The sequence below is a fragment of the Streptomyces abikoensis genome (assembly GCF_014648775.1).
Taxonomy (GTDB): Bacteria; Actinomycetota; Actinomycetes; order Streptomycetales; family Streptomycetaceae; genus Streptomyces; species Streptomyces abikoensis.
In genome coordinates this window covers 21799-39588 of record NZ_BMRT01000008.1, presented here as the reverse complement: position 1 = coordinate 39588, position 17790 = coordinate 21799, and the positions used below count along the sequence as shown (strand labels likewise).

The window sequence follows — 17790 nt, the reverse complement described above, 5'->3', positions numbered from 1 at the left end:
GGCGCCGGGATCAGGCCAGCTCCGCCAGCAGCCCGGCGGCCGTCACCCGCTCCGTCCCCGCGCACGCGTCGACGGCACCGGGGAAGAGCCGGTAGACCGTGCCGGTCGCGCCGACCGGGGACATCCCGTCCCCCTCGACGAACGCGAGGAAGACGCGCCGGCCGTCCGCGTCCGCGTCCGCCCCGCCGGCCGGCTCCCGCGACTCCGGCGCCCCCAGCGCGCGCAGCCGCGCGGCGAAGGCGGCGACGCCCTCGCCGTCCCGGCGGCGGTAGCGCCACATCTCGGCACGGACGCCACCGCCGCCACCGTCGGCGGCGGGCCCGGACGGACCCGGGGCGGGCGCGCCCGCGCTGCCGCCACACGAGCCGTCCACGCCCGGGCGGTCCGCGCCGGAGGCGGGCCCGGCCGTGGGGCGGACGATGTGGCGGACGACGAGTGTCTCGTCGCATCGTGCCGCCGCGTGCCAGCAGGCGACGTCCCACAACGTCACCCGGGCCCCGCCCGTGAAGTGGGTCCACAGGTCCCGCGCGAGAGCGCCCGTCGCGTTTCCGTGGCGGCCCAGGTCGTGGACGCCGCTGTCACCCGGAAGGTGGACATCGGTCCACAGCGCGCGTCCGTCCGCCAGGTCCACGATCATCGGCGCGCAGATCCGCGACTCCCCGGCCAGGTCGAAGCGCTGCCGCACCGCCCGGGGGTCGTACGCCGCGTCCAGCGCCCCCGCGCCGGAGACGGTCATGAACCCCGCGAAGGCGTCCGGCAGCTCGTCGAAGGGCACGTCGTTGTAGCTGAAGACCACCGGCACGGCATAGCGCGCCCCGGCCTCGGCGAGCGCCGGCAGGTCCAGGTCGACGTACTCGGTCGCGCCGTCCGGCGGTGGCGCCGAGGTCAGGTCGCCGGAGTGCACGGCGGCGTCGCCCCGGTACCGCAGCCGTGTGTAGTCGCACAGCCCGACCGCCCGCCACCGCTCGTCGAAGAACGCCACCGCCAGGTCGAGGTCCACCCGGGTGCCCTCGGGCTCCCTCCAGTGGAGGAACAGCCGCAGCACCCCGCCCCCGGGCACCCGCAGCTCGCTGCCGCGCGGCACCGCGACGAGCGACGCCGCCGAGGACCGCTCGGCGAACGGCGCCGCCAGGGCCGCCAGCCCCGGGTCCAGCACGGCGAGCTCGTAGCGGGACGCGGCACCGAGGCGCCGCACCACCTCGGCCTCCAGCAGCCCGGCGACCCGGGCCACCAGCGGCGCGGGCAGCGGCGGCCGCACGTCGTCCACGCCCTGGGCGCGGCCCACCCGGCCCCGGGGGAAGAACACCCGCCGCGACGACGGCAGATGCCGCCCCCGCAGCGCGCCCAGCGCCCCGAGCAGCGGACCGGGACCCACCGAAGGCAGCCCGCGCTCCAGCGCCGCGCCCAGCTCGGGCGCGAGCTCCTCGCCCCCGTACAGACGCAGCAACTGATCCAGCCGCCGCACCAGCTCGCCGGGCCGCCGCGCCAGCAGCGCCACGGCTCCGGCGGGGTCCCCGCGACGCAGCGCCTCCTCGACCCGTCCGGCCCAGGTGCGCGCGACGATCCGGACACCCCGGACGGCCACCGCCTCCGGGTGCTCCGCCGCCGTCCGCAGCAGCGCCTCGCCCAGCGCCCCCGCGCCCGACACGTCCGTACCCCGCAGCGCCGCGAAGGCCAGGGCCGCTCGCGGGTGCCGCGCGTGGCCCTCGAACGGATGGAGGAGCTCCGCCGCGCGCCTCCACGCCCGCGGGTGCCGGAGCAGGTCCTCGACGAGCGAGGGCGTCGCCAACCCGTCGAGGACGGCGAGCAGTTCGCGCCGCAGCCCGCGCGGCACCCCGCGCAGCCGGGGGGCCGACAGCAGGTCCGCCTCGCCGCCGGACCACACCCACAGCAGGCGCAGCACGTCCGTGGCGGTCGTCAGCAGCTCCGGAAGCCGTTCCCGGACGGCCGTCACCGTCGCGGGGCCGCCGTCGCGCAGCAGCGTGCCGAACACCAGCGCCCTGGTCTCGCGCACGGGAACGCCGTCGGGCAGCCAGCCCAGGCCGCCCGGCTCGGCGTGCGCCAGGAGGACCTTGACGTCGTCGCGCTCCTGCGGGGAGAGCGGCGTGGCGCGGGCCAGCAGCCCGGCCAGCTCGGCGGCCGCGTCCGCCGTCCGCGAGGTGCCCAGCACGAGCAGCCGCAGCGGCCCCTCGGGGAACGACCGCCCGCCGCCGGTCCCGGCGGACTCGGCGAGCCGCAGAAAGGGATCCGTACGGTCCACGCGCCGGTGGCACAGCGGGCAGCCCGTGTAGTCCGCGCCGTCCCAGCAGGAGCGGCACACCAGGTGCGCGCACGGCGAGACGGGCAGCACGGCCCCGACCGTCCCGCACAGCACGCACGGCTGCTCCGGCCGCTGGAGCAGCAGGCTGAAGACGCGGTCGACGAAGAGGGCGTCCGTGTCCTTCGGCACCGACGCCGGGAAGCCGCGGAAGAGCGGCATGTGGGTGCGGTCGGCGCCGAGCTGCGCGTCGATCGCGTGCAGCAGGCTCCGCCCGGTGTCGGCGAGGGCCCGCGCCCCGGCCCCCGCCAGCGCCGTGCGCAGCGGCTCGGTCAGCGCGTGCCCGCGGTCCAGCAACTCGCCCTCCAGCGCGGTCAGCCCGGCCGCGACGGCGGGGTCGCTCACCGCGGCGGGCGGCGACGGCTCGTGGTCGACGTAGACGGTCCGGGCACGGCGGAGCAGCACGGCGTGGAGTGTGGACACGAAGAGGTTCCCCCTGGAAAAGCGCGAGCGGGGGCGGAGAGTGGGCGCGCTCGGAATCCGTTTATCAGAACGAGTGAGAAGGAAGCACACCGCGGAGCCGCCCCCGCGCCACGATTCTAGGCAGGGGCCGATCAACGCGGCCAACCCTTTTCCGACCCTTTCCCCAACTGCGGTACCCGAGGGTAACAACCCCTAGCGGCACGCCCTCCGGCGCGCTTATGGTGCGGCCATGCCGCACCTACCCGACGTGGTCCTGTGGTCCATACCCGCCTTCGTCCTGCTCACCGCACTGGAGTTGGTGAGCTACCGGCTGCATCCCGACGACCGCTCCGAGGGCTACGAGGCCAAGGACGCGGCGACCAGTATCGGCATGGGACTGGGCAGCCTCCTCTTCGACGCGCTGTGGAAGATCCCGATCGTCGCGATCTACACGGCCCTCTACGAACTCACCCCCCTGCGCGTGCCCGTGCTGTGGTGGACGCTGCCACTGATGCTGCTCGCGCAGGACTTCTTCTACTACTGGTCCCACCGGGGCCACCACGTCGTACGGATCCTGTGGGCGTGCCACGTGGTGCACCACTCCAGCCGCAAGTTCAACCTCACCACCGCGCTGCGCCAGCCGTGGACGACGCTGACGGTGTGGCCGTTCTACGTGCCGATGGTGCTCGCCGGGGTGCACCCGGCGGCGGTGGCGTTCTGCTCGTCGGCCAACCTCGTCTACCAGTTCTGGGTGCACACCGAGCGGGTCGGCAGGCTGCCCCGGCCGTTCGAGTACGTGCTGAACACGCCCTCGCACCACCGGGTCCACCACGCCTCGCAAGGCGGCTACCTGGACCGCAACTTCGGCGGCATCCTCATCGTCTGGGACCGGATGTTCGGGTCCTTCGTGCCGGAGGGCGAGCGTCCGGTCTACGGCCTGACCAAGAACATCCACACGTACAACCCGCTGCGCGTGGCCACCCACGAGTACGTGGCCATCGGGCGCGACGTGAAGGCGGCGCGGAGCTGGCGGGAGCGGTTCGGGCGCGTCTTCCGGGGCCCCGGCTGGCAGCCGGGCCGGCCGGCCGAGGAGCGGACGACACCGGCGGCGGTCCCCGAGCGGGTCGCGTGAGCGGGAACCGGGAGCGCGCCGCCGCGGCGGCGCTGGCGGCCTTCGGCGCCACCGCGGTGGTCCACCTGAGCGCCCTGCTCGCGGGCGCCACGCTCCTCGCCCACGTCACCAAGCCCGCGCTGATGCCGCTGCTGGCCGCCCACGCGCTGCTGCGCGGCGGGCCGCCCCTGCTCGTGGGCGCGCTGCTCCTCGGCTGCGGGGGCGACACCCTGCTCCAGGTGGGCGGGGACACCGTCTTCCTGCTGGGCATGGGGTCCTTCGCCGCCGGGCACGTCTGCTACTTGCTGCTCTTCGCCCGGCACGGCCGCCCCGGCGGCGCCCGGACGTACCGGCTGGCGGCCCTCTACGCCGCCGCGTGGCTCACCGTGGTCGTCCTGCTGTGGCCCGGTCTGGACGGGGAGCTGCGGGTCCCGGTCGCGTGCTACAGCCTGCTGCTGACGGCGATGGCGCTCGGCGCCACCCGCGCCCGGCTCCTGTCAGGGGCGGGCGGGGCGCTGTTCCTGCTGTCGGACACGCTCCTCGCGAGCGGGCTGGCAAAGTGGCCGCAGGCGCCCGCACCCCAGTTCTGGGTCATGCTCACGTATATCGCCGCGCAGTGGCTGCTGGCCCAGGGAGTGCTGCTGTGCCACGGCGGACACCGCGTGCGTACGGAAGAAGAGGCCGGCCGGTCGCCGGCCGGCCCCTCCACCCGGCGCGGGTCGGATCAGCTCCGGACCGCCGCCAGGGCGTCGACGATGCCGAAGCCGTAGAAGCCGTTCACGTGCTTGGTACCGGCGCAGGTGGCCTTCCACTTGCCGGTGCCGTCAGGGTCGTACGCGGCCGTGGGGCAGCCCGGGTTGTTCGCCTGGGCCTTCATCAGCCACTGGATCTCCTGCGGGCTGGACTTGGGGTGGGCGCTCTTCAGCAGCGCCGCCACACCGGCCACGTGGGGGCTGGCCATCGAGGTGCCCTGGAGGTACGCCCAGTCGCCGCCCGGCATCGTGGAGAGGATGCGGCCGTCCTTGGCCGGCAGCTCGGGAACCTGGAGGATGTCACCGCCGGGGGCGGCGACGTCGACGGAGTTCAGCCCGTAGCTGGAGTAGAACGACTTCGCCCCGCGCACACCGGTCGCGGAGACGGTGATGACACCCGGCAGCTGCGAGGGGACGTCGAGGCAGACCTTGGGGTCTATCTTCCGGGGCAGCGGCTTGGAGTCGTTCGGGCTGGAGGCGTCGGCTATCTCCTTGGACGCCAGGTCGAAGTTGGAGTTGCCCGCCGCGGCGACGTTGACCACGCCCTTGTCCTGGGCGTACTGCGCGGCCCGGCCGACCGCGTCGGCTATCGCCTTCTGGTCGGCGTGGTCCGGGCAGTTGAACATCCACGGGTCCACGTAGTAGCTGTTGTTGGTCACCCCGGCGCCGTGGTCGGCGGCGAAGACGAAGGCGCAGACGACGCTCTCGGCGTAGAAGAAGGCGTTGTCGTCCGGGGTGCTCACCTTGATGGCGGAGACCTTCGCGCCGGGAGCGACGCCCGCGACGCCCACGCCGTTGCGGGCCGCGGCGATCGTGCCGGCGACGTGGGTGCCGTGGTAGTCCTTGGCCGGGTTGTGGGGGCGCCACGCGCCGGGGCTGGTGTCGGCCTTGCCGGAGACGCAGCTGGCCGACTTGTCGGCGGCGAAGTTCGGGGCGAGGTCGGGGTGGGTGTCGTCCACGCCGGTGTCGATGACCGCGACGGTCACCTTCCGGCTGCCCGGGTTGATCTTCGCGGCCTTGTCCGCGCCGATCGCGCCGAGGTCCCATTGGAGGCCCTCCAGCGGCTCCTTGCCGGCCGCCGCGTCGCGGGCCGCCGCCAGCGCGCCCTCCTTGGTGAGCTCGAGCTTCTCCGGCTTGCCGTAGTCGGTCGTGGCGGCCGACCGCAGCGGCGCGGTGCGCGTGGCGCCCGCCGAGGCCACCCCCGGCACCAGGCGCAGCGTCTCCGCGAAGTGCGGGTTCTTCGAGTGGGCGACGATCACGCCGATCCTGTCGTACGAGACGACGATGGTGCCCCCGGCTCGTTCGATCGACCGCTTCACCAGACCCGTCGTGGGCGCGCCGGGCTTGATGTTGACGACGTACGAGAGCAGCGGGCCGTCCGTGGTGACGGCGGCCTTCGCGGGAACGCCGGCCGAGGGGGCGGCCGATGCCGCGCCCGGCAGGAAGCCGAGGGAGGCGGTGAGTGCCAGACCGAGCGGGGCCGCCAGCAGGGCGCGGCGTCGTCTGAGTCGCAGATGAGCCATGGAGTTCTCCACATCATCCGGAAAACCGCCCGTGCGCACGGGTGTGCGGGGGCGGGGTGTGACGAGTGAAGCTAGCGCCGATCAGCGGGCCCGGGCAATGAATTCCTCAAGAATGCCGGTGGAGCCGAGGACTCCGGGAGCGTCAACGCGAAGCCTTTCCACGGCAGTCGGCCGTATGAAGGGCAGGGACTGTCGCATACTGCGGTGTCGCTCTACGATGCGTGATCCCAGTCACAGGCTCGGCTCGCGCCCCCGCACCCACTCGTTCAGGAGAGGCCGTGGACTCAGAAGAGGCCGTGGGTATCCCACCGACCGCACCCGACGGGCCGGTCGAGCCGGCTCGCCCCACCATCCCCGCCCAGCCGGACAACTTCCTCGATGTGCAGTCGAGCGCCGAGTTCGGCGAACTGCGCAGTGCGCACCGCTCGTTCGCCTTCCCGCTCACCGTCGCCTTCGTCAGCTGGTACCTGCTCTACGTCCTGCTGTCCAACTACGCCGGCGGGTTCATGGACACCGTCGTCGTCGGCAATATCAACATCGCCCTCGTGTTCGGGCTGGCGCAGTTCCTGACCACCTTCCTGATCGCCTGGTGGTACGCCCGCCACGCGGAAGCGAAGATCGATCCCAAGGTCGAGGCCCTCAAGGCCCGTCTGGAGGCGGGCGAATGACGCCGCGCACCACCGTCCTGACCGCCGCCGCCCACCCGCTGGCGGCCGGCGGCGCGAGCGAGCACCGCACACTGATCATCACGCTCTTCTCGGTCTTCGTCGCCGCCACCCTCGGCATCACCGTGTGGGCGGGCCGGCAGACCAGGGACGCCACCGACTTCTACGCCGGCGGCCGCTCCTTCACCGGCTTCCAGAACGGCCTGGCCATCTCCGGCGACTACATGTCCGCCGCCTCCTTCCTGGGCATCGCCGGGGCCATCTCGCTCTACGGCTACGACGGGTTCCTCTACTCCATCGGCTTCCTCGTCGCCTGGCTGGTCGCCCTGCTGCTCGTCGCCGAGCCGCTGCGCAACTCCGGCCGCTTCACCATGGCCGACGTTCTCGCCCACCGGCTCAAGCAGCGGCCCGTGCGCACCGCCGCCGGGACGTCCACCATCGTCGTGTCGATCTTCTACCTGCTCGCCCAGATGGTCGGCGCGGGCGCGCTGGTGGCCCTGCTCCTGGGCGCCACCGGCGAGGGGGCCCGGCGCTGGATCATCGTCCTCGTCGGCCTGGTGATGGTCCTCTACGTGACCATCGGCGGGATGAAGGGCACCACCTGGGTGCAGATCGTCAAGGCGGTCATGCTGATCGCGGGCACCCTGCTGATCACCCTCCTGGTGCTCAACAAGTTCCACTGGAACCTCTCCACGCTCCTCGGCCGCGCCGCCGACGCCAGCGGCAAGGGCCGGGCCTTCCTCGAACCCGGCCTCCAGTACGGCAAGGACGGCACCTCCAAGCTCAACTTCGTCTCGCTCGGCCTCGCGCTCGTCCTCGGCACCGCCGGACTGCCGCACATCCTCATCCGCTTCTACACCGTGCCCACCGCCCGGGCCGCCCGTAAGTCGGTGAACTGGGCCATCGGCATCATCGGCGCGTTCTACCTGATGACCATCGCCCTGGGCTTCGGGGCCGCGGCCCTGGTCGGCCCCAAGGCGATCACCGCCTCGAACGAGTCCGGCAACACCGCGGCGCCGCTGCTCGCCCAGGAGGTCGGCGGGGGAGCGGGCTCCACCGGCGGGGCGATCCTGCTGGCCGTGATCTCCGCGGTCGCCTTCGCGACGATCCTCGCCGTCGTCGCCGGGCTGACCCTGGCCTCCTCGGCCTCCTTCGCCCACGACCTGTGGGCCAACGTCATCCGCAAGGGACGCACGAGCGAGAAGGAGGAGATCCTCACCGCCAAGCTCGCCGCGGTCGTCATCGGCGCCGTCTCCATCGCCCTGGGCATCTTCGCCCACCGGCTCAACGCCGCCGCCCTGGTCGCCCTGGCCTTCGCCGTCGCCGCCTCCGCGAACCTGCCGACGATCCTCTACAGCCTGTTCTGGAAGCGCTTCACCACCCAGGGCGCCCTCTGGTCGATCTACGGCGGACTGATCTCCTCCGTCACCCTGGTGATCCTCTCCCCGGTCGTCTCGGGCAACCCCAAGGCGCTCTTCCCGGGCATGAGCTTCGACTACTTCCCGCTCGGCAACCCCGGCCTGGTCTCCATCCCCCTGGGCTTCGCCCTCGGCTGGCTGGGCTCCCTGCTCTCCAAGCCGGCTCCCGACCAGGAGAAGAAGTACGCCGAACTCGAGGTCCGCTCCCTGACGGGCTACGGGGCGCACTGACCCCGGCCCCTTCGGAAGGCGACAGCCCCTTCGGGCGGCAACGACCCGGCCCCTCCCGCGCGCGATCGCGTACCCTGCGACCAGCGAACGAACGTTCAAGTCCGGCGGGAGGGGCCGCACCGTGCTCATAGACACCTACGGCCGTACCGCCACCGACCTGCGGGTCTCCCTGACCGACCGGTGCAACCTCCGCTGCGTCTACTGCATGCCCGAAGAGGGCCTGCAGTGGCTCGCCAAGCCCGGTCTGCTCACCGACGACGAGATCGTCCGCCTGGTCTCCGTGGCCGTCACCGCCCTCGGCGTCACCGAGGTCCGCTTCACCGGCGGCGAGCCCCTGCTGCGCCCCGGCCTCGTCTCCATCGTCGAACGCTGCGCCGCCCTCGCGCCCCGCCCCCGGCTGTCGCTGACCACCAACGGCATCGGCCTGGCCCGTACCGCGTCGGCCCTGGCGGCCGCCGGGCTGGACCGGGTCAACGTCTCCCTCGACACCCTGCGCCCCGAGGTCTTCACCGCCCTGACCCGCCGCAAGCGCCACCAGGACGTCCTCGACGGCCTGGCCGCCGCCCACGCCGCCGGCCTGGCCCCCGTCAAGGTCAACGCCGTGCTGATGCCCGGCCACAACGACGACGAGGCCCCCGACCTGCTGGCCTGGGCCATCGAGCACGGCTACGAACTGCGCTTCATCGAGCAGATGCCGCTCGACGCCCAGCACGGCTGGAAGCGCGACGGCATGATCACCGCCGGGGAGATCCTGGCGAGCCTGCGCACCCGCTTCACCCTCACCCCCGAAGGGGAGGACGCCCGGGGCTCCGCCCCCGCCGAGCGCTGGACCGTCGACGGCGGCCCCGCCCGCGTCGGCGTCATCGCCTCGGTGACCCGGCCGTTCTGCGCCGCCTGCGACCGCACCCGGCTGACCGCCGACGGACAGGTGCGCACCTGCCTGTTCGCCACCGAGGAGTCGGACCTGCGCGGGGCGCTGCGCTCGGGCGCCACGGACGAGGAGCTCGCCGGGCTGTGGCGGACGGCCATGTGGGGCAAGAAGGCGGGCTCGGGCATCGACGACCCGTCGTTCCTCCAGCCCGTGCGCCCGATGTCGGCGATCGGCGGCTGAGGCAAGCGGCTGAGGTCAGCGCTCGGCGGCCGACGCCTCCCACTCCGCCAGCGTCACCACGTCCTTCAGGAACCCGCGCAGGGAGAGGAAGTTGGACAGGTGCTCGCGGTGTTCGTCACAGGCCAGCCAGGTCTTGCGGCGCTCGGGGGTGTGGAGCTTGGGGTTGTTCCACGCCAGTACCCAGACGGCGTCGGCGCGACAGCCCTTGGCGGAGCAGATCACGGCGCTCTCGGGGGAGTTCGGGGAGGAATTCGGGGAGTTCACCCCTCGACTCTACGTGGCCGGACACGGCGACGCCGGGCAGCCACGGGGGGAGCCGCCCGGCGTCGGTCTGTCGCTCCGACGGGGGATGCGGAGCGCCTACGAAGTATGTCACGGGGGGCCCGGAACGGGGCACCGATCCACATGATTGATCTGAGGTTTTCTTGAGCTTGTCGCACCGCCCGGCCGGCCGTCGCCCGGAACCGGAGGGTCAGCCGTTGTCGCGCCCCTGATCGGGCTGGCCCGGCCCGCCCGCTTCCGCGACGGGTTCCGCGGGCGCGCCCGAGGGCCGCTCCGGGGCCCCGCCCAGCATCGGGCGCGTCGGCGCCGGTATGAACGTACCGGGCAGCGAAGGGGCGTTCTCCCGGCCCGCGTTGGCGATGACGACGGCCACATACGGCAGCAGCGCGCCCAGGACCAGCGTGCCCATCGCCACGTAACGCTCGATGTTCCACAGGATCACGGTGAGCACCACCGAGAGCGTCCGGATGCCCATCGAGACCACGTACCGGCGCTGCCGCCCGCGCACGTCCTCCGCGAGGCCCTGGCGGGCCCCGGTGATCCGGAAGACCTCCGACCCGCCCAGCTTCCGCATCACGTTCCACCACCCGACTGCCGCACCGACTCGCTCGGTCCCGTACGTACACAACGTTACGCCGCGGCCTTCCGGCGGACGAGACCGGGTCGGTCGCAGGACGGCTCACCGATGGGCGCCCGAAGTGCGCATACGGCGTACGGGCGGATCCGACGTGCGCCGTAGGAGGGACGGCCCCAGAATGGCGGAGCACCCATGTCGCTCCGCACGAGGAGGCGAGATGAACTGGTTGTGGGCAATCGTCGTCGGACTCGTCCTGGGCCTGATCGCCAAGGCGATCATCCCCGGAAAACAGCAGATCCCCCTCTGGCTCACGATCCTTCTCGGCCTGGCCGGGGCCCTCCTGGGCAACTGGCTGGCGGGCGTGCTGGGCGTCCGCCACACCAGCGGCATCGACTGGATCCGGCACCTGCTCCAGCTGCTGGGAGCGGTGATCTTCGTCGCGATCGGCGACCGGCTGTGGGTCGGCGTCCGGGGGGACAGGCGCGGCAGGGTCAGCTGAACGGACCCGGAAGCCGGGAGAACGAGAGTGGCCGGTGCGCGGAACCGCGCACCGGCCACCCGTCTCGCTCAGGGCCGCCTACCGACAGGGCCGCTTACAGACCGCGCAGCTCGGCGATCTTCCGGCCGGCCTTCAGGTAGACGGTCGCCTCCCGGCCGGCCAGCAGCTCACGGGCCACCTCGCCCAGCGGCCGGATGGCCTCGGCCTCGGGCAGCACCACGGCCTCCTGGCCCTCGGCGGTCTCGAAGACCAGCCGCAGACCGTTCTGCTTGGCCACCCGGCGGGCGGCCGAGGCGCTCGGCTGGAAGCCCAGCACCTTGCTGAGCACGGCCGTGGCCGGCTCCTCGCCGTGCTCGGCCAGCTCCACCACCGGCGTCTCCACGTCGGTGAAGTTCTTCTTGGAGAACTGCGCGACGAAGCCCGCGCGGGCCGCCATCGCCGCCTCCATGCCGTACAGCGCGGCCACGACCTCACCCGCGAGGATCTTCTTCAGGTCCATCGGGTGCAGCGACTTCTCCTCGACGCGGGAGAGGACCTGCGCGATCTCCGCGTCCGTCCACTCCGTCCACGCCTTGAGGTACGGCTCCATCAGCCGGTCCGGCACCGACATGATCTTGCCGAAGACGTCGTCGGCGGACGCCGACAGCCCCACGTAGTTGCCCTTGGACTTGGACATCTTCGCGCCGGTGCCGTCCGTGCCCTCGATCAGCGGCATGGTGACGACCAGCTGCGGCTTCTGGCCGTGCACCTCCATCAGCTTCCGGCCCATCTGGAGGTTGAGCAGCTGGTCGGCGCCGCCGAGCTCGACGTCGCAGTTCAGCGCCACCGAGTCCAGGCCCTGCGCGATCGGGTACAGCATCTCCGTCATGGTCAGGCCGGAGCCCGCCGCGAGCCGGTTGCGGAAGTCCTCGCGCTGGAGCAGCTGCGAGACCGGCACCTGCGCCAGCAGGCCCAGCAGCTCCGGGAAGGTGTACGGCGCCAGCCACTCGCTGTTCTGCCGGAAGCTGACCCGGTCGAAGTCGAAGAACGGGCGGACCTGCTCCCGGTAGCTCGCCAGGTTGTGCGCGATGTCCTCGTCGGTCAGCGGCGGGCGCTCGGCCGTACGGCCCGTCGGGTCGCCGATCTTGGCCGTGAAGTCACCGATGATCAGCGTGACGTCGTGGCCCAGCCGCTGGAACCGGCTGAGGATGATCAGCGGCACGGCGTGGCCCAGGTGGACGTCCGTGGCCGTCGGGTCGATGCCCAGCTTGATGTGGAGGCCCTTGCCCTCGGCCCGCCGCGCCTCGATGCGCTCGGCCAGCTTGGCCACGCCCGGCAGCACCTCGACCGTACGCGAGGCGATCAGCTCCGCCTGGTCCTTGGGCGAGAGGTCCGACAGGTCCAGATAGCGCCGCGCCTTCGTCTCCGTGAGCAGCTGCTCCACGGCCGAGTCGGTGGAGAGGTCCTGCGCCAGCAGAGCGCTGGCGCGCGCGACGGAGTCGCCGAGGCGTGTCATCGTGGCGTTCCTGTAGTGGGTTGTCGGACAAAGGACAGGACGAGTCTATTTGCTACGGCCGCCGGTCAGACGCCCCGGCTGACCGAACTCATGTTGAAGTCCGGAATCCGCAGCGCCGGCATCGCCGCCCGGGTGAAGTAGTCGCCCCACTCGCGCGGCAGCGTCGGCTCGGTGCGCCCCGCCTCGGTCGCCCGGGACAGCAGCCCCACCGGGGACTCGTTGAACCGGAAGTTGTTGACCTCCCCGACGACCTCGCCCTTCTCCACCAGATACACCCCGTCCCGGGTCAGGCCCGTGAGCAGCAGCGACGCCGGGTCCACCTCGCGGATGTACCACAGGCACGTCAGCAGCAGGGCGGGACCGTCGTGGCCGCTCGCGGCGACCATCTCCGCCAGCGACCGGGTGCCGCCCGCGTCCAGGATCAGGTTGTCGGTGTACGGGGTGACGGGCAGGCCCGTCAGCTCCGCGCTGTGCCGCGTGGTGAGCAGGTGCTCCAGCACGCCGTCGCGGATCCAGTCGGTCGCGGCGATCGGCAGGCCGTTGTCGAAGACCGACGCGTCGTCGCCGGAGCTGCCCGTCAGCACGAACGGGGCGCACTCCAGCCCCGGCGCGTACGGGTCGCTGCGCAGCGTCAGCGGCAGCCCCGACAGCTTCTCGCCGATCCGGGTGCCGCCACCGGCCCTGGAGAAGACCGTGCGGCCCTCGGCCGCGTCCCGGGCCGCCGCCGACCACTGCTGGTAGACCAGCAGATCGGCCACCGCGGAGGGCGGCAGCAGCGTCTCGTACCGCCCGGCGGGCAGCTCGACCTTCCGGCCCGCCCACGCCAGCCGCTCGGCCAGTTCGGCGTCCAGCGCACGCGGATCGACGTCCGTGAAGTCACGCGTGGCCCGCCCCGCCCACGCCGAACGGATCCGGTCCGGGGACTTGGCGTTGAGCTCCAGCGTGCCGGTGGGCTGGTCGTGGCGCAGCCGCAGCCCGGTGGACGTGCCCAGATAGCTGGAGACGACCTCGTGGTGGGCGAACCCGTACAGCTGCCGCCCCTCCGCCCGGGCCCGCGCGAAGGCCTCCCCGAGGGCGGGCGCGAAGCCGTCGAAGACGGCGGACGAGGTCTCCGCGGGGGCCCCGGTGAACTCCGGCGCCTCCGGCACGCCCGTCACCAGCGGCTGCGCGTCCTCGGCCGGCCCGGCCTCCCGCGCCGCCGCCTCCGCCGCCCGCACCAGCGGCTCCAGCTCGGCGGCGGTGACCGCCGACCGCGAGACGACCCCCGACGCGGTGCCCCGGGCACCGTCGACGGTCGCGATGACCGTGACGTCCCGGCCACGGGTGACCCCGTTGGTCGTCAGGGCGTTCCCGGCCCAGCGCAGATTGGCGGTCGACCGCTCCTCGGCGATGACGACGCACCCGTCGGCGCGCGAGAGCTCCAGCGCGCGCTCGACGAGCTCGTGGGGCTTGTGCTGGCGAGGACTCATCGACCGGCCTCCTGCGTCGTGTTCAGAATGTTCACGCCCCGGAACAGGGCCGACGGGCAGCCGTGCGAGACCGCGGCGACCTGCCCCGGCTGCGCCTTGCCGCAGTTGAACGCCCCGCCCAGGACATACGTGTCCGGGCCGCCGACCGCCTCCATGGATCCCCAGAAGTCGGTGGTGGTCGCCTGATAGGCGACGTCCTTCAGCTGGCCGGCCAGTCGGCCGTTCTCGATCCTGAAGAAGCGCTGACCCGTGAATTGGAAGTTGTACCTCTGCATATCGATGGACCACGACCGGTCGCCCACCACATAGATGCCGCGCTCCACCCCGGAGATGAGCTCCTCCGTCGACGGCCCGTCCGCCGCCGGGCGCAGCGAGACGTTCGCCATCCGCTGCACGGGCACGTGCGAGGGCGAGTCCGCGTACGCGCAGCCGTTGGAGCGGGCGAGGCCGGTGAGGCGGGCGATACGGCGGTCGGTCTGGTAGCCGGTGAGGACGCCGTCCTTGACCAGGTCCCAGGACTGGGCGGCCACGCCCTCGTCGTCGTAGCCGATGGTGGCCAGGCCGTGCTCGGCGGTCCGGTCCCCGGTCACGTTCATGATCTCGGAACCGTACTTCAGGGTGCCCAGCAGATCGGGCGTGGCGAAGGACGTGCCCGCGTACGCGGCCTCGTAGCCCAGCGCGCGGTCCAGCTCGGTGGCGTGGCCGATGGACTCGTGGATGGTCAGCCACAGGTTGCTCGGGTCGACCACCAGGTCGTACGTCCCCGCCGTGACGCTCGGCGCGCGCATCTTCTCGGCCAGCAGCGCGGGGATCTCCTCGAGCTCGGCGTCCCAGTCCCAGCCGCCGGCGCCCGTCAGGTACTCCCAGCCGCGCCCGGCGGGCGGGGCCAGGGTGCGCATGGAGTCGAAGCCGCCGGTCCCGGGGTCCACGGCCACCGCGGTCAGCTGGGGGTGGAGCCGCACCCGCTGCTGGGTGGTCGTGGTGCCGGCGGTGTCCGCGTAGAACTTGTTCTCGTGGACGGTCACCAGCGACGCGTCCGCGTGGGCCACGCCCTCCGCCGCCAGCAGCCGCTCGCTCCACTCGGCGAGCAGCCCGGTCTTCTCGGCGTCCGGCACGTCGAAGGGGTCGATCTCATAGGACGACACCCACGTCCGCTCCGCGTGCACCGGCTCGTCGGCGAGCTCGACCCTCTCGTCCGACCCCGCCGCCGCGATCACCTTCGCGGACAGCTTCGCCATCGCCACCGCCTGCGAGGCCACCCGCGCCGCGGCGTCCATCGTCAGCTCCACACCGGAGGCGAAACCCCACGTCCCGCCGTGCACCACCCGTACCGCGTACCCCAGATCGGTGGCGTCCGAGGAACCCGCGGGCCGGGCGTCCCGCAGCCGCCACGAGGCGCTGCGCACCCGCTCGAAGCGGAAGTCCGCGTGCTCGGCTCCCAGGGCCCGCGCCCGCGCGAGGGCCGCGTCGGCGAGGGGGCGCAGCGGCAGCGCGAGGAATGACGGATCGATCTCATGCGCCACGGTCCACGCTCCTTATCGGTTTCTTTGTCGATGTGTGTCGCATTGACTGCTCCCGCGCCGGAAGGCGGGGATTCCCGCCCGTCCTTATGGACGTGCACCCTTATGGGCACCTCTGGCATGCGTGGGGATTCGTGGCTCAGGCTGCCTCCTGGGGCGGCGCCCCAGGAGGTCCTATGCCCTCAGCGCCAGCCGGGTTCAGACCTGCCCGGACGAGCATCACGCGTGCGGAGTTCTTGTCCCGTGGGGAGACGGTTCCGCATGTGGTGCAGGTGTAGGTGCGCTCTCCCAGCGGCAGTGCGTGCTTGGCTCTCGCTCCGCAGTGCGCGCAGTCCATCGTGGTGTGCGCGGGGTGCACCAGGTGCACGGTGCGCCCGTGCTTGCGGGCCTGCTCGATCAGGGCCGTCTTGGTGGCGCCGATGGCGGCGTCGGCGGCCTTCTTGGCCATGGTGGTCTTGGCCAGGAACTTCGGTTTGAAATCCTCAACCGCTATGTGGTCGTGGTCGCGGGCCACGGACTTCGCCCACTTGCGGCCGGTGTCCTGTCGCTGGCGTGCGACTTTCTTGTACAGCTTGGCCCGCAGCCGTTTCGCCTCGCGGTAGCCCTTCGATCCGGCTCGCCCCTCCTTCGGCTTGCGGCGGGCCATCATCCGGTCGTACCGGGCCAGCTTCTCCCTGGCCTTCCTGCCGTGCTCGACGTGCGGGAGGTCGTGGGCGTCGCTGGTGGTGGTCGCGGTCTCCTTCACACCCCAGTCCACCCCGATCACACGGCCCGTGACGGAGAGCGGCTGCACCTCGGCGGCCCGGCGGTGCACCGGGACGCGTTCCTTGATGTCCTTCTGCGCCTTGGCGCGGGACCTGCCGAAGTCGCGGATGATCTGCTGCTGGGGAACGCTGGAGCCCTCGGCCAGCCACGGGGCTGTACGCCGGGCCTCAGTCAGCATCTTGTCGAGCTGCGCCGGACCACACGTCCGTTTGCCTCCGGTGGCATTGTTGCGCAGGTGCACGGCCTTGGACTTGGCCACGCACTCGTTCCACACCCACCGGCACCGGCCCCACTCGGCCATCAGGGCTCTGTGGGCGGTGGGTGACACGCGAAGCCGGAATGTCCACCGGGCGTGCCCGGCGGCCTCGGCTACCTTTGGTGTCACCATGGAGTCATAATAGCACCATGAGTGATGAAGTCCGCATGACCTTGCGTCTTCCTGAAGACCTTCGTGACCGGCTGCGCGACCACGCAAAGTCCGAGCGGCGGTCCCTCAACTCCGAGCTGGTGTACATGCTTGAGGTCGGCCTCCGCGCCGCCGGGGTGGACACAGAATCGTCCGATGGCGATTCGACTGTCTCTGTCCCGCTGCGCGGGAACCCGGATTCCTCCCCGGCTTGAGGGGTGGGCGTTCTCCGGTCGGTCATCTGGTGAAACCTGCCGTTAGGGTGTTATGGCCTGCCACCGCGTAACCCACCGGCAGCACCCGCCATGCGAGAGGAACCCCACGCGCAGTGTCCGCCATACGTGAAGACGCCGCCCCCGGCGCGGACCGCACCGCGCTCAAGGGCGACTGCGGGAACTGCTTCGGGCTGTGCTGCGTGGCCCTGCCCTTCGCGCGCTCGGCGGACTTCGCCCGCGACAAGGACGCCGGCACGCCCTGTGGCAACCTCCAGCGGGACTTCAGCTGCGGCATCCACGCCCGGCTGCGCGACAAGGGCTACCAGGGCTGCACCGTCTACGACTGCTTCGGCGCGGGCCAGAAGGTCTCCCAGGTCACCTTCGGCGGCCGCGACTGGCGCGCCGCCCCCGAGACCTCACGGACGATGTTCGAGGTCTTCCCGGCGATGCGGCACCTCCACGAGCTGCTGTGGTACCTCACCGAGGCCCTCACCCTGAAGGACGCCCGCCCCGTCCACGCCGACCTGCGGCGCCTGCTGGCGGAGACCGAGCGCCTCACCGAGGGCGACGCCGCCTCGCTGGCCGCCCTGGACGTGGGGGAGCACCGCCAGAAGGTGAACGTGCTGCTGCTGCGCACCAGCGAACTCGTCCGGGCCAAGGGCGGCCGCAAGGCGAGGAACCACCGGGGCGCGGACCTCATGGGCCGCCGGCTGCGCCGCGCGGACCTGCGCTGCGCCAATCTGCGCGGGGCCTATCTGATCGCCGCCGATCTCTCCGGCGCCGACCTGCGGGACGCCGACATGATCGGCGCGGACCTCCGCGACGCGGACCTGTCCGGCGCCGACCTCACCGGCGCCTTCTTCCTCACCCAGCCGCAGCTCAACGCGGCCCGCGGCGACGCCGCCACCAGGCTGCCCGCCGGGCTCACCCGACCGGGCCACTGGTCGGCGTAGCCCGTCCGGGGACTGTAGAGATCCAACAGTGACCACCGGCCGCCGCTGTCGCAGGTCGCTTCTCACTTCCATGACCTCT

At 72.3% G+C, this 17790-nt stretch carries 16 protein-coding genes; 8 read left to right on the top strand and 8 right to left on the bottom strand.

Going from position 1 to position 17790, the window contains the following annotated elements; all coding sequences use genetic code 11:
- Positions 1–10: 10 nt before the first annotated feature.
- Positions 11–2740, bottom strand: coding sequence for an MXAN_6230/SCO0854 family RING domain-containing protein (locus IE096_RS23505; RefSeq protein WP_229820543.1), 2730 nt, complete (start codon positions 2738–2740; stop codon positions 11–13).
- A 229-nt stretch (positions 2741–2969) separates the two neighbouring features.
- Here IE096_RS23505 and IE096_RS23500 point away from each other — a divergent pair, with 229 nt between their 5' ends.
- Both IE096_RS23500 and IE096_RS23495 read left to right on the top strand, forming a co-directional pair.
- Entirely contained in the window at positions 2970–3851 is an 882-nt protein-coding gene (locus IE096_RS23500) for a sterol desaturase family protein (protein WP_189454903.1), read from the top strand.
- Positions 3848–4600 (top strand): lysoplasmalogenase, encoded by a 753-nt coding sequence (locus IE096_RS23495; RefSeq protein WP_189454900.1) that lies wholly within the window; start codon positions 3848–3850, stop codon positions 4598–4600. Before IE096_RS23500 ends, IE096_RS23495 begins: the two co-directional genes overlap by 4 nt.
- On the opposite strand, the gene IE096_RS23490 is transcribed toward IE096_RS23495, so the two are convergent.
- Positions 4555–6105, bottom strand: coding sequence for a S8 family serine peptidase (locus IE096_RS23490; protein WP_189454898.1), 1551 nt, complete (start codon positions 6103–6105; stop codon positions 4555–4557). The two genes, IE096_RS23495 and IE096_RS23490, sit on opposite strands and share 46 nt — an antisense overlap.
- 350 nt (positions 6106–6455) lie before the next feature.
- Here IE096_RS23490 and IE096_RS23485 point away from each other — a divergent pair, with 350 nt between their 5' ends.
- The 3 genes from IE096_RS23485 (at position 6456) to moaA (ending at position 9530) form a co-directional block, all read left to right on the top strand.
- On the top strand, positions 6456–6773 hold the full coding sequence (locus tag IE096_RS23485; protein WP_229820577.1) for a DUF485 domain-containing protein: 318 nt from the start codon (positions 6456–6458) through the stop codon (positions 6771–6773).
- On the top strand, positions 6770–8419 hold the full coding sequence (locus IE096_RS23480; RefSeq protein WP_189454894.1) for a monocarboxylic acid transporter: 1650 nt from the start codon (positions 6770–6772) through the stop codon (positions 8417–8419). The genes IE096_RS23485 and IE096_RS23480 overlap by 4 nt, the downstream gene beginning before the upstream one ends.
- A gap of 121 nt (positions 8420–8540) precedes the next feature.
- Positions 8541–9530 carry a GTP 3',8-cyclase MoaA gene (gene moaA, locus IE096_RS23475; protein WP_229820541.1) on the top strand — a complete coding sequence of 330 codons (990 nt, stop codon included), beginning with the start codon at positions 8541–8543 and terminating at the stop codon, positions 9528–9530.
- A gap of 15 nt (positions 9531–9545) precedes the next feature.
- On the opposite strand, the gene IE096_RS23470 is transcribed toward moaA, so the two are convergent.
- Positions 9546–9794 (bottom strand): hypothetical protein, encoded by a 249-nt coding sequence (locus IE096_RS23470; protein ID WP_189454892.1) that lies wholly within the window; start codon positions 9792–9794, stop codon positions 9546–9548.
- A 208-nt stretch (positions 9795–10002) separates the two neighbouring features.
- Positions 10003–10386, bottom strand: a complete 384-nt coding sequence (locus IE096_RS23465) for a DUF3099 domain-containing protein (protein WP_189454891.1) — start codon at positions 10384–10386, stop codon at positions 10003–10005.
- Between the two features lie 220 nt (positions 10387–10606).
- On the opposite strand from IE096_RS23465, the gene IE096_RS23460 reads away from it, so the two are divergent.
- A complete protein-coding gene (locus tag IE096_RS23460) occupies positions 10607–10888 on the top strand; it encodes a GlsB/YeaQ/YmgE family stress response membrane protein (protein WP_189454890.1) in 282 nt (93 codons plus the stop codon).
- A gap of 94 nt (positions 10889–10982) precedes the next feature.
- Here the strand turns inward: IE096_RS23460 and tyrS are convergent, their stop codons facing one another.
- From tyrS to IE096_RS23440, 4 genes are all read right to left on the bottom strand, one after another.
- Positions 10983–12383: a tyrosine--tRNA ligase gene (gene tyrS / locus IE096_RS23455; RefSeq protein ID WP_189454888.1), complete on the bottom strand. Its 1401-nt coding sequence runs from the start codon at positions 12381–12383 to the stop codon at positions 10983–10985.
- 65 nt (positions 12384–12448) lie between these two features.
- Positions 12449–13852 (bottom strand): metallopeptidase TldD-related protein, encoded by a 1404-nt coding sequence (locus IE096_RS23450; RefSeq protein WP_189454886.1) that lies wholly within the window; start codon positions 13850–13852, stop codon positions 12449–12451.
- On the bottom strand, positions 13849–15375 hold the full coding sequence (locus IE096_RS23445; RefSeq protein ID WP_189454884.1) for a TldD/PmbA family protein: 1527 nt from the start codon (positions 15373–15375) through the stop codon (positions 13849–13851). Before IE096_RS23445 ends, IE096_RS23450 begins: the two co-directional genes overlap by 4 nt.
- 136 nt (positions 15376–15511) lie before the next feature.
- Positions 15512–16525, bottom strand: coding sequence for an RNA-guided endonuclease InsQ/TnpB family protein (locus tag IE096_RS23440; protein ID WP_189454882.1), 1014 nt, complete (start codon positions 16523–16525; stop codon positions 15512–15514).
- 17 nt (positions 16526–16542) lie between these two features.
- Here IE096_RS23440 and IE096_RS32010 point away from each other — a divergent pair, with 17 nt between their 5' ends.
- Both IE096_RS32010 and IE096_RS23430 read left to right on the top strand, forming a co-directional pair.
- Entirely contained in the window at positions 16543–16758 is a 216-nt protein-coding gene (locus IE096_RS32010) for an Arc family DNA-binding protein (protein WP_189454880.1), read from the top strand.
- A 113-nt stretch (positions 16759–16871) separates the two neighbouring features.
- A complete protein-coding gene (locus tag IE096_RS23430) occupies positions 16872–17711 on the top strand; it encodes a pentapeptide repeat-containing protein (protein ID WP_189454878.1) in 840 nt (279 codons plus the stop codon).
- Positions 17712–17790 lie beyond the last annotated feature (79 nt).

Coding starts and splice junctions, on each gene's coding strand:
- IE096_RS23490 (WP_189454898.1), bottom strand. CDS start 6,105: ATGGCTCATCTGCGACTCAGACGACGCCGCGCCCTGCTGGCGGCCCCG.
- IE096_RS32010 (WP_189454880.1), top strand. CDS start 16,543: ATGAGTGATGAAGTCCGCATGACCTTGCGTCTTCCTGAAGACCTTCGT.
- tyrS (WP_189454888.1), bottom strand. CDS start 12,383: ATGACACGCCTCGGCGACTCCGTCGCGCGCGCCAGCGCTCTGCTGGCG.
- IE096_RS23450 (WP_189454886.1), bottom strand. CDS start 13,852: ATGAGTCCTCGCCAGCACAAGCCCCACGAGCTCGTCGAGCGCGCGCTG.
- IE096_RS23460 (WP_189454890.1), top strand. CDS start 10,607: ATGAACTGGTTGTGGGCAATCGTCGTCGGACTCGTCCTGGGCCTGATC.
- IE096_RS23480 (WP_189454894.1), top strand. CDS start 6,770: ATGACGCCGCGCACCACCGTCCTGACCGCCGCCGCCCACCCGCTGGCG.
- IE096_RS23465 (WP_189454891.1), bottom strand. CDS start 10,386: ATGCGGAAGCTGGGCGGGTCGGAGGTCTTCCGGATCACCGGGGCCCGC.
- IE096_RS23500 (WP_189454903.1), top strand. CDS start 2,970: ATGCCGCACCTACCCGACGTGGTCCTGTGGTCCATACCCGCCTTCGTC.
- IE096_RS23440 (WP_189454882.1), bottom strand. CDS start 16,525: ATGGTGACACCAAAGGTAGCCGAGGCCGCCGGGCACGCCCGGTGGACA.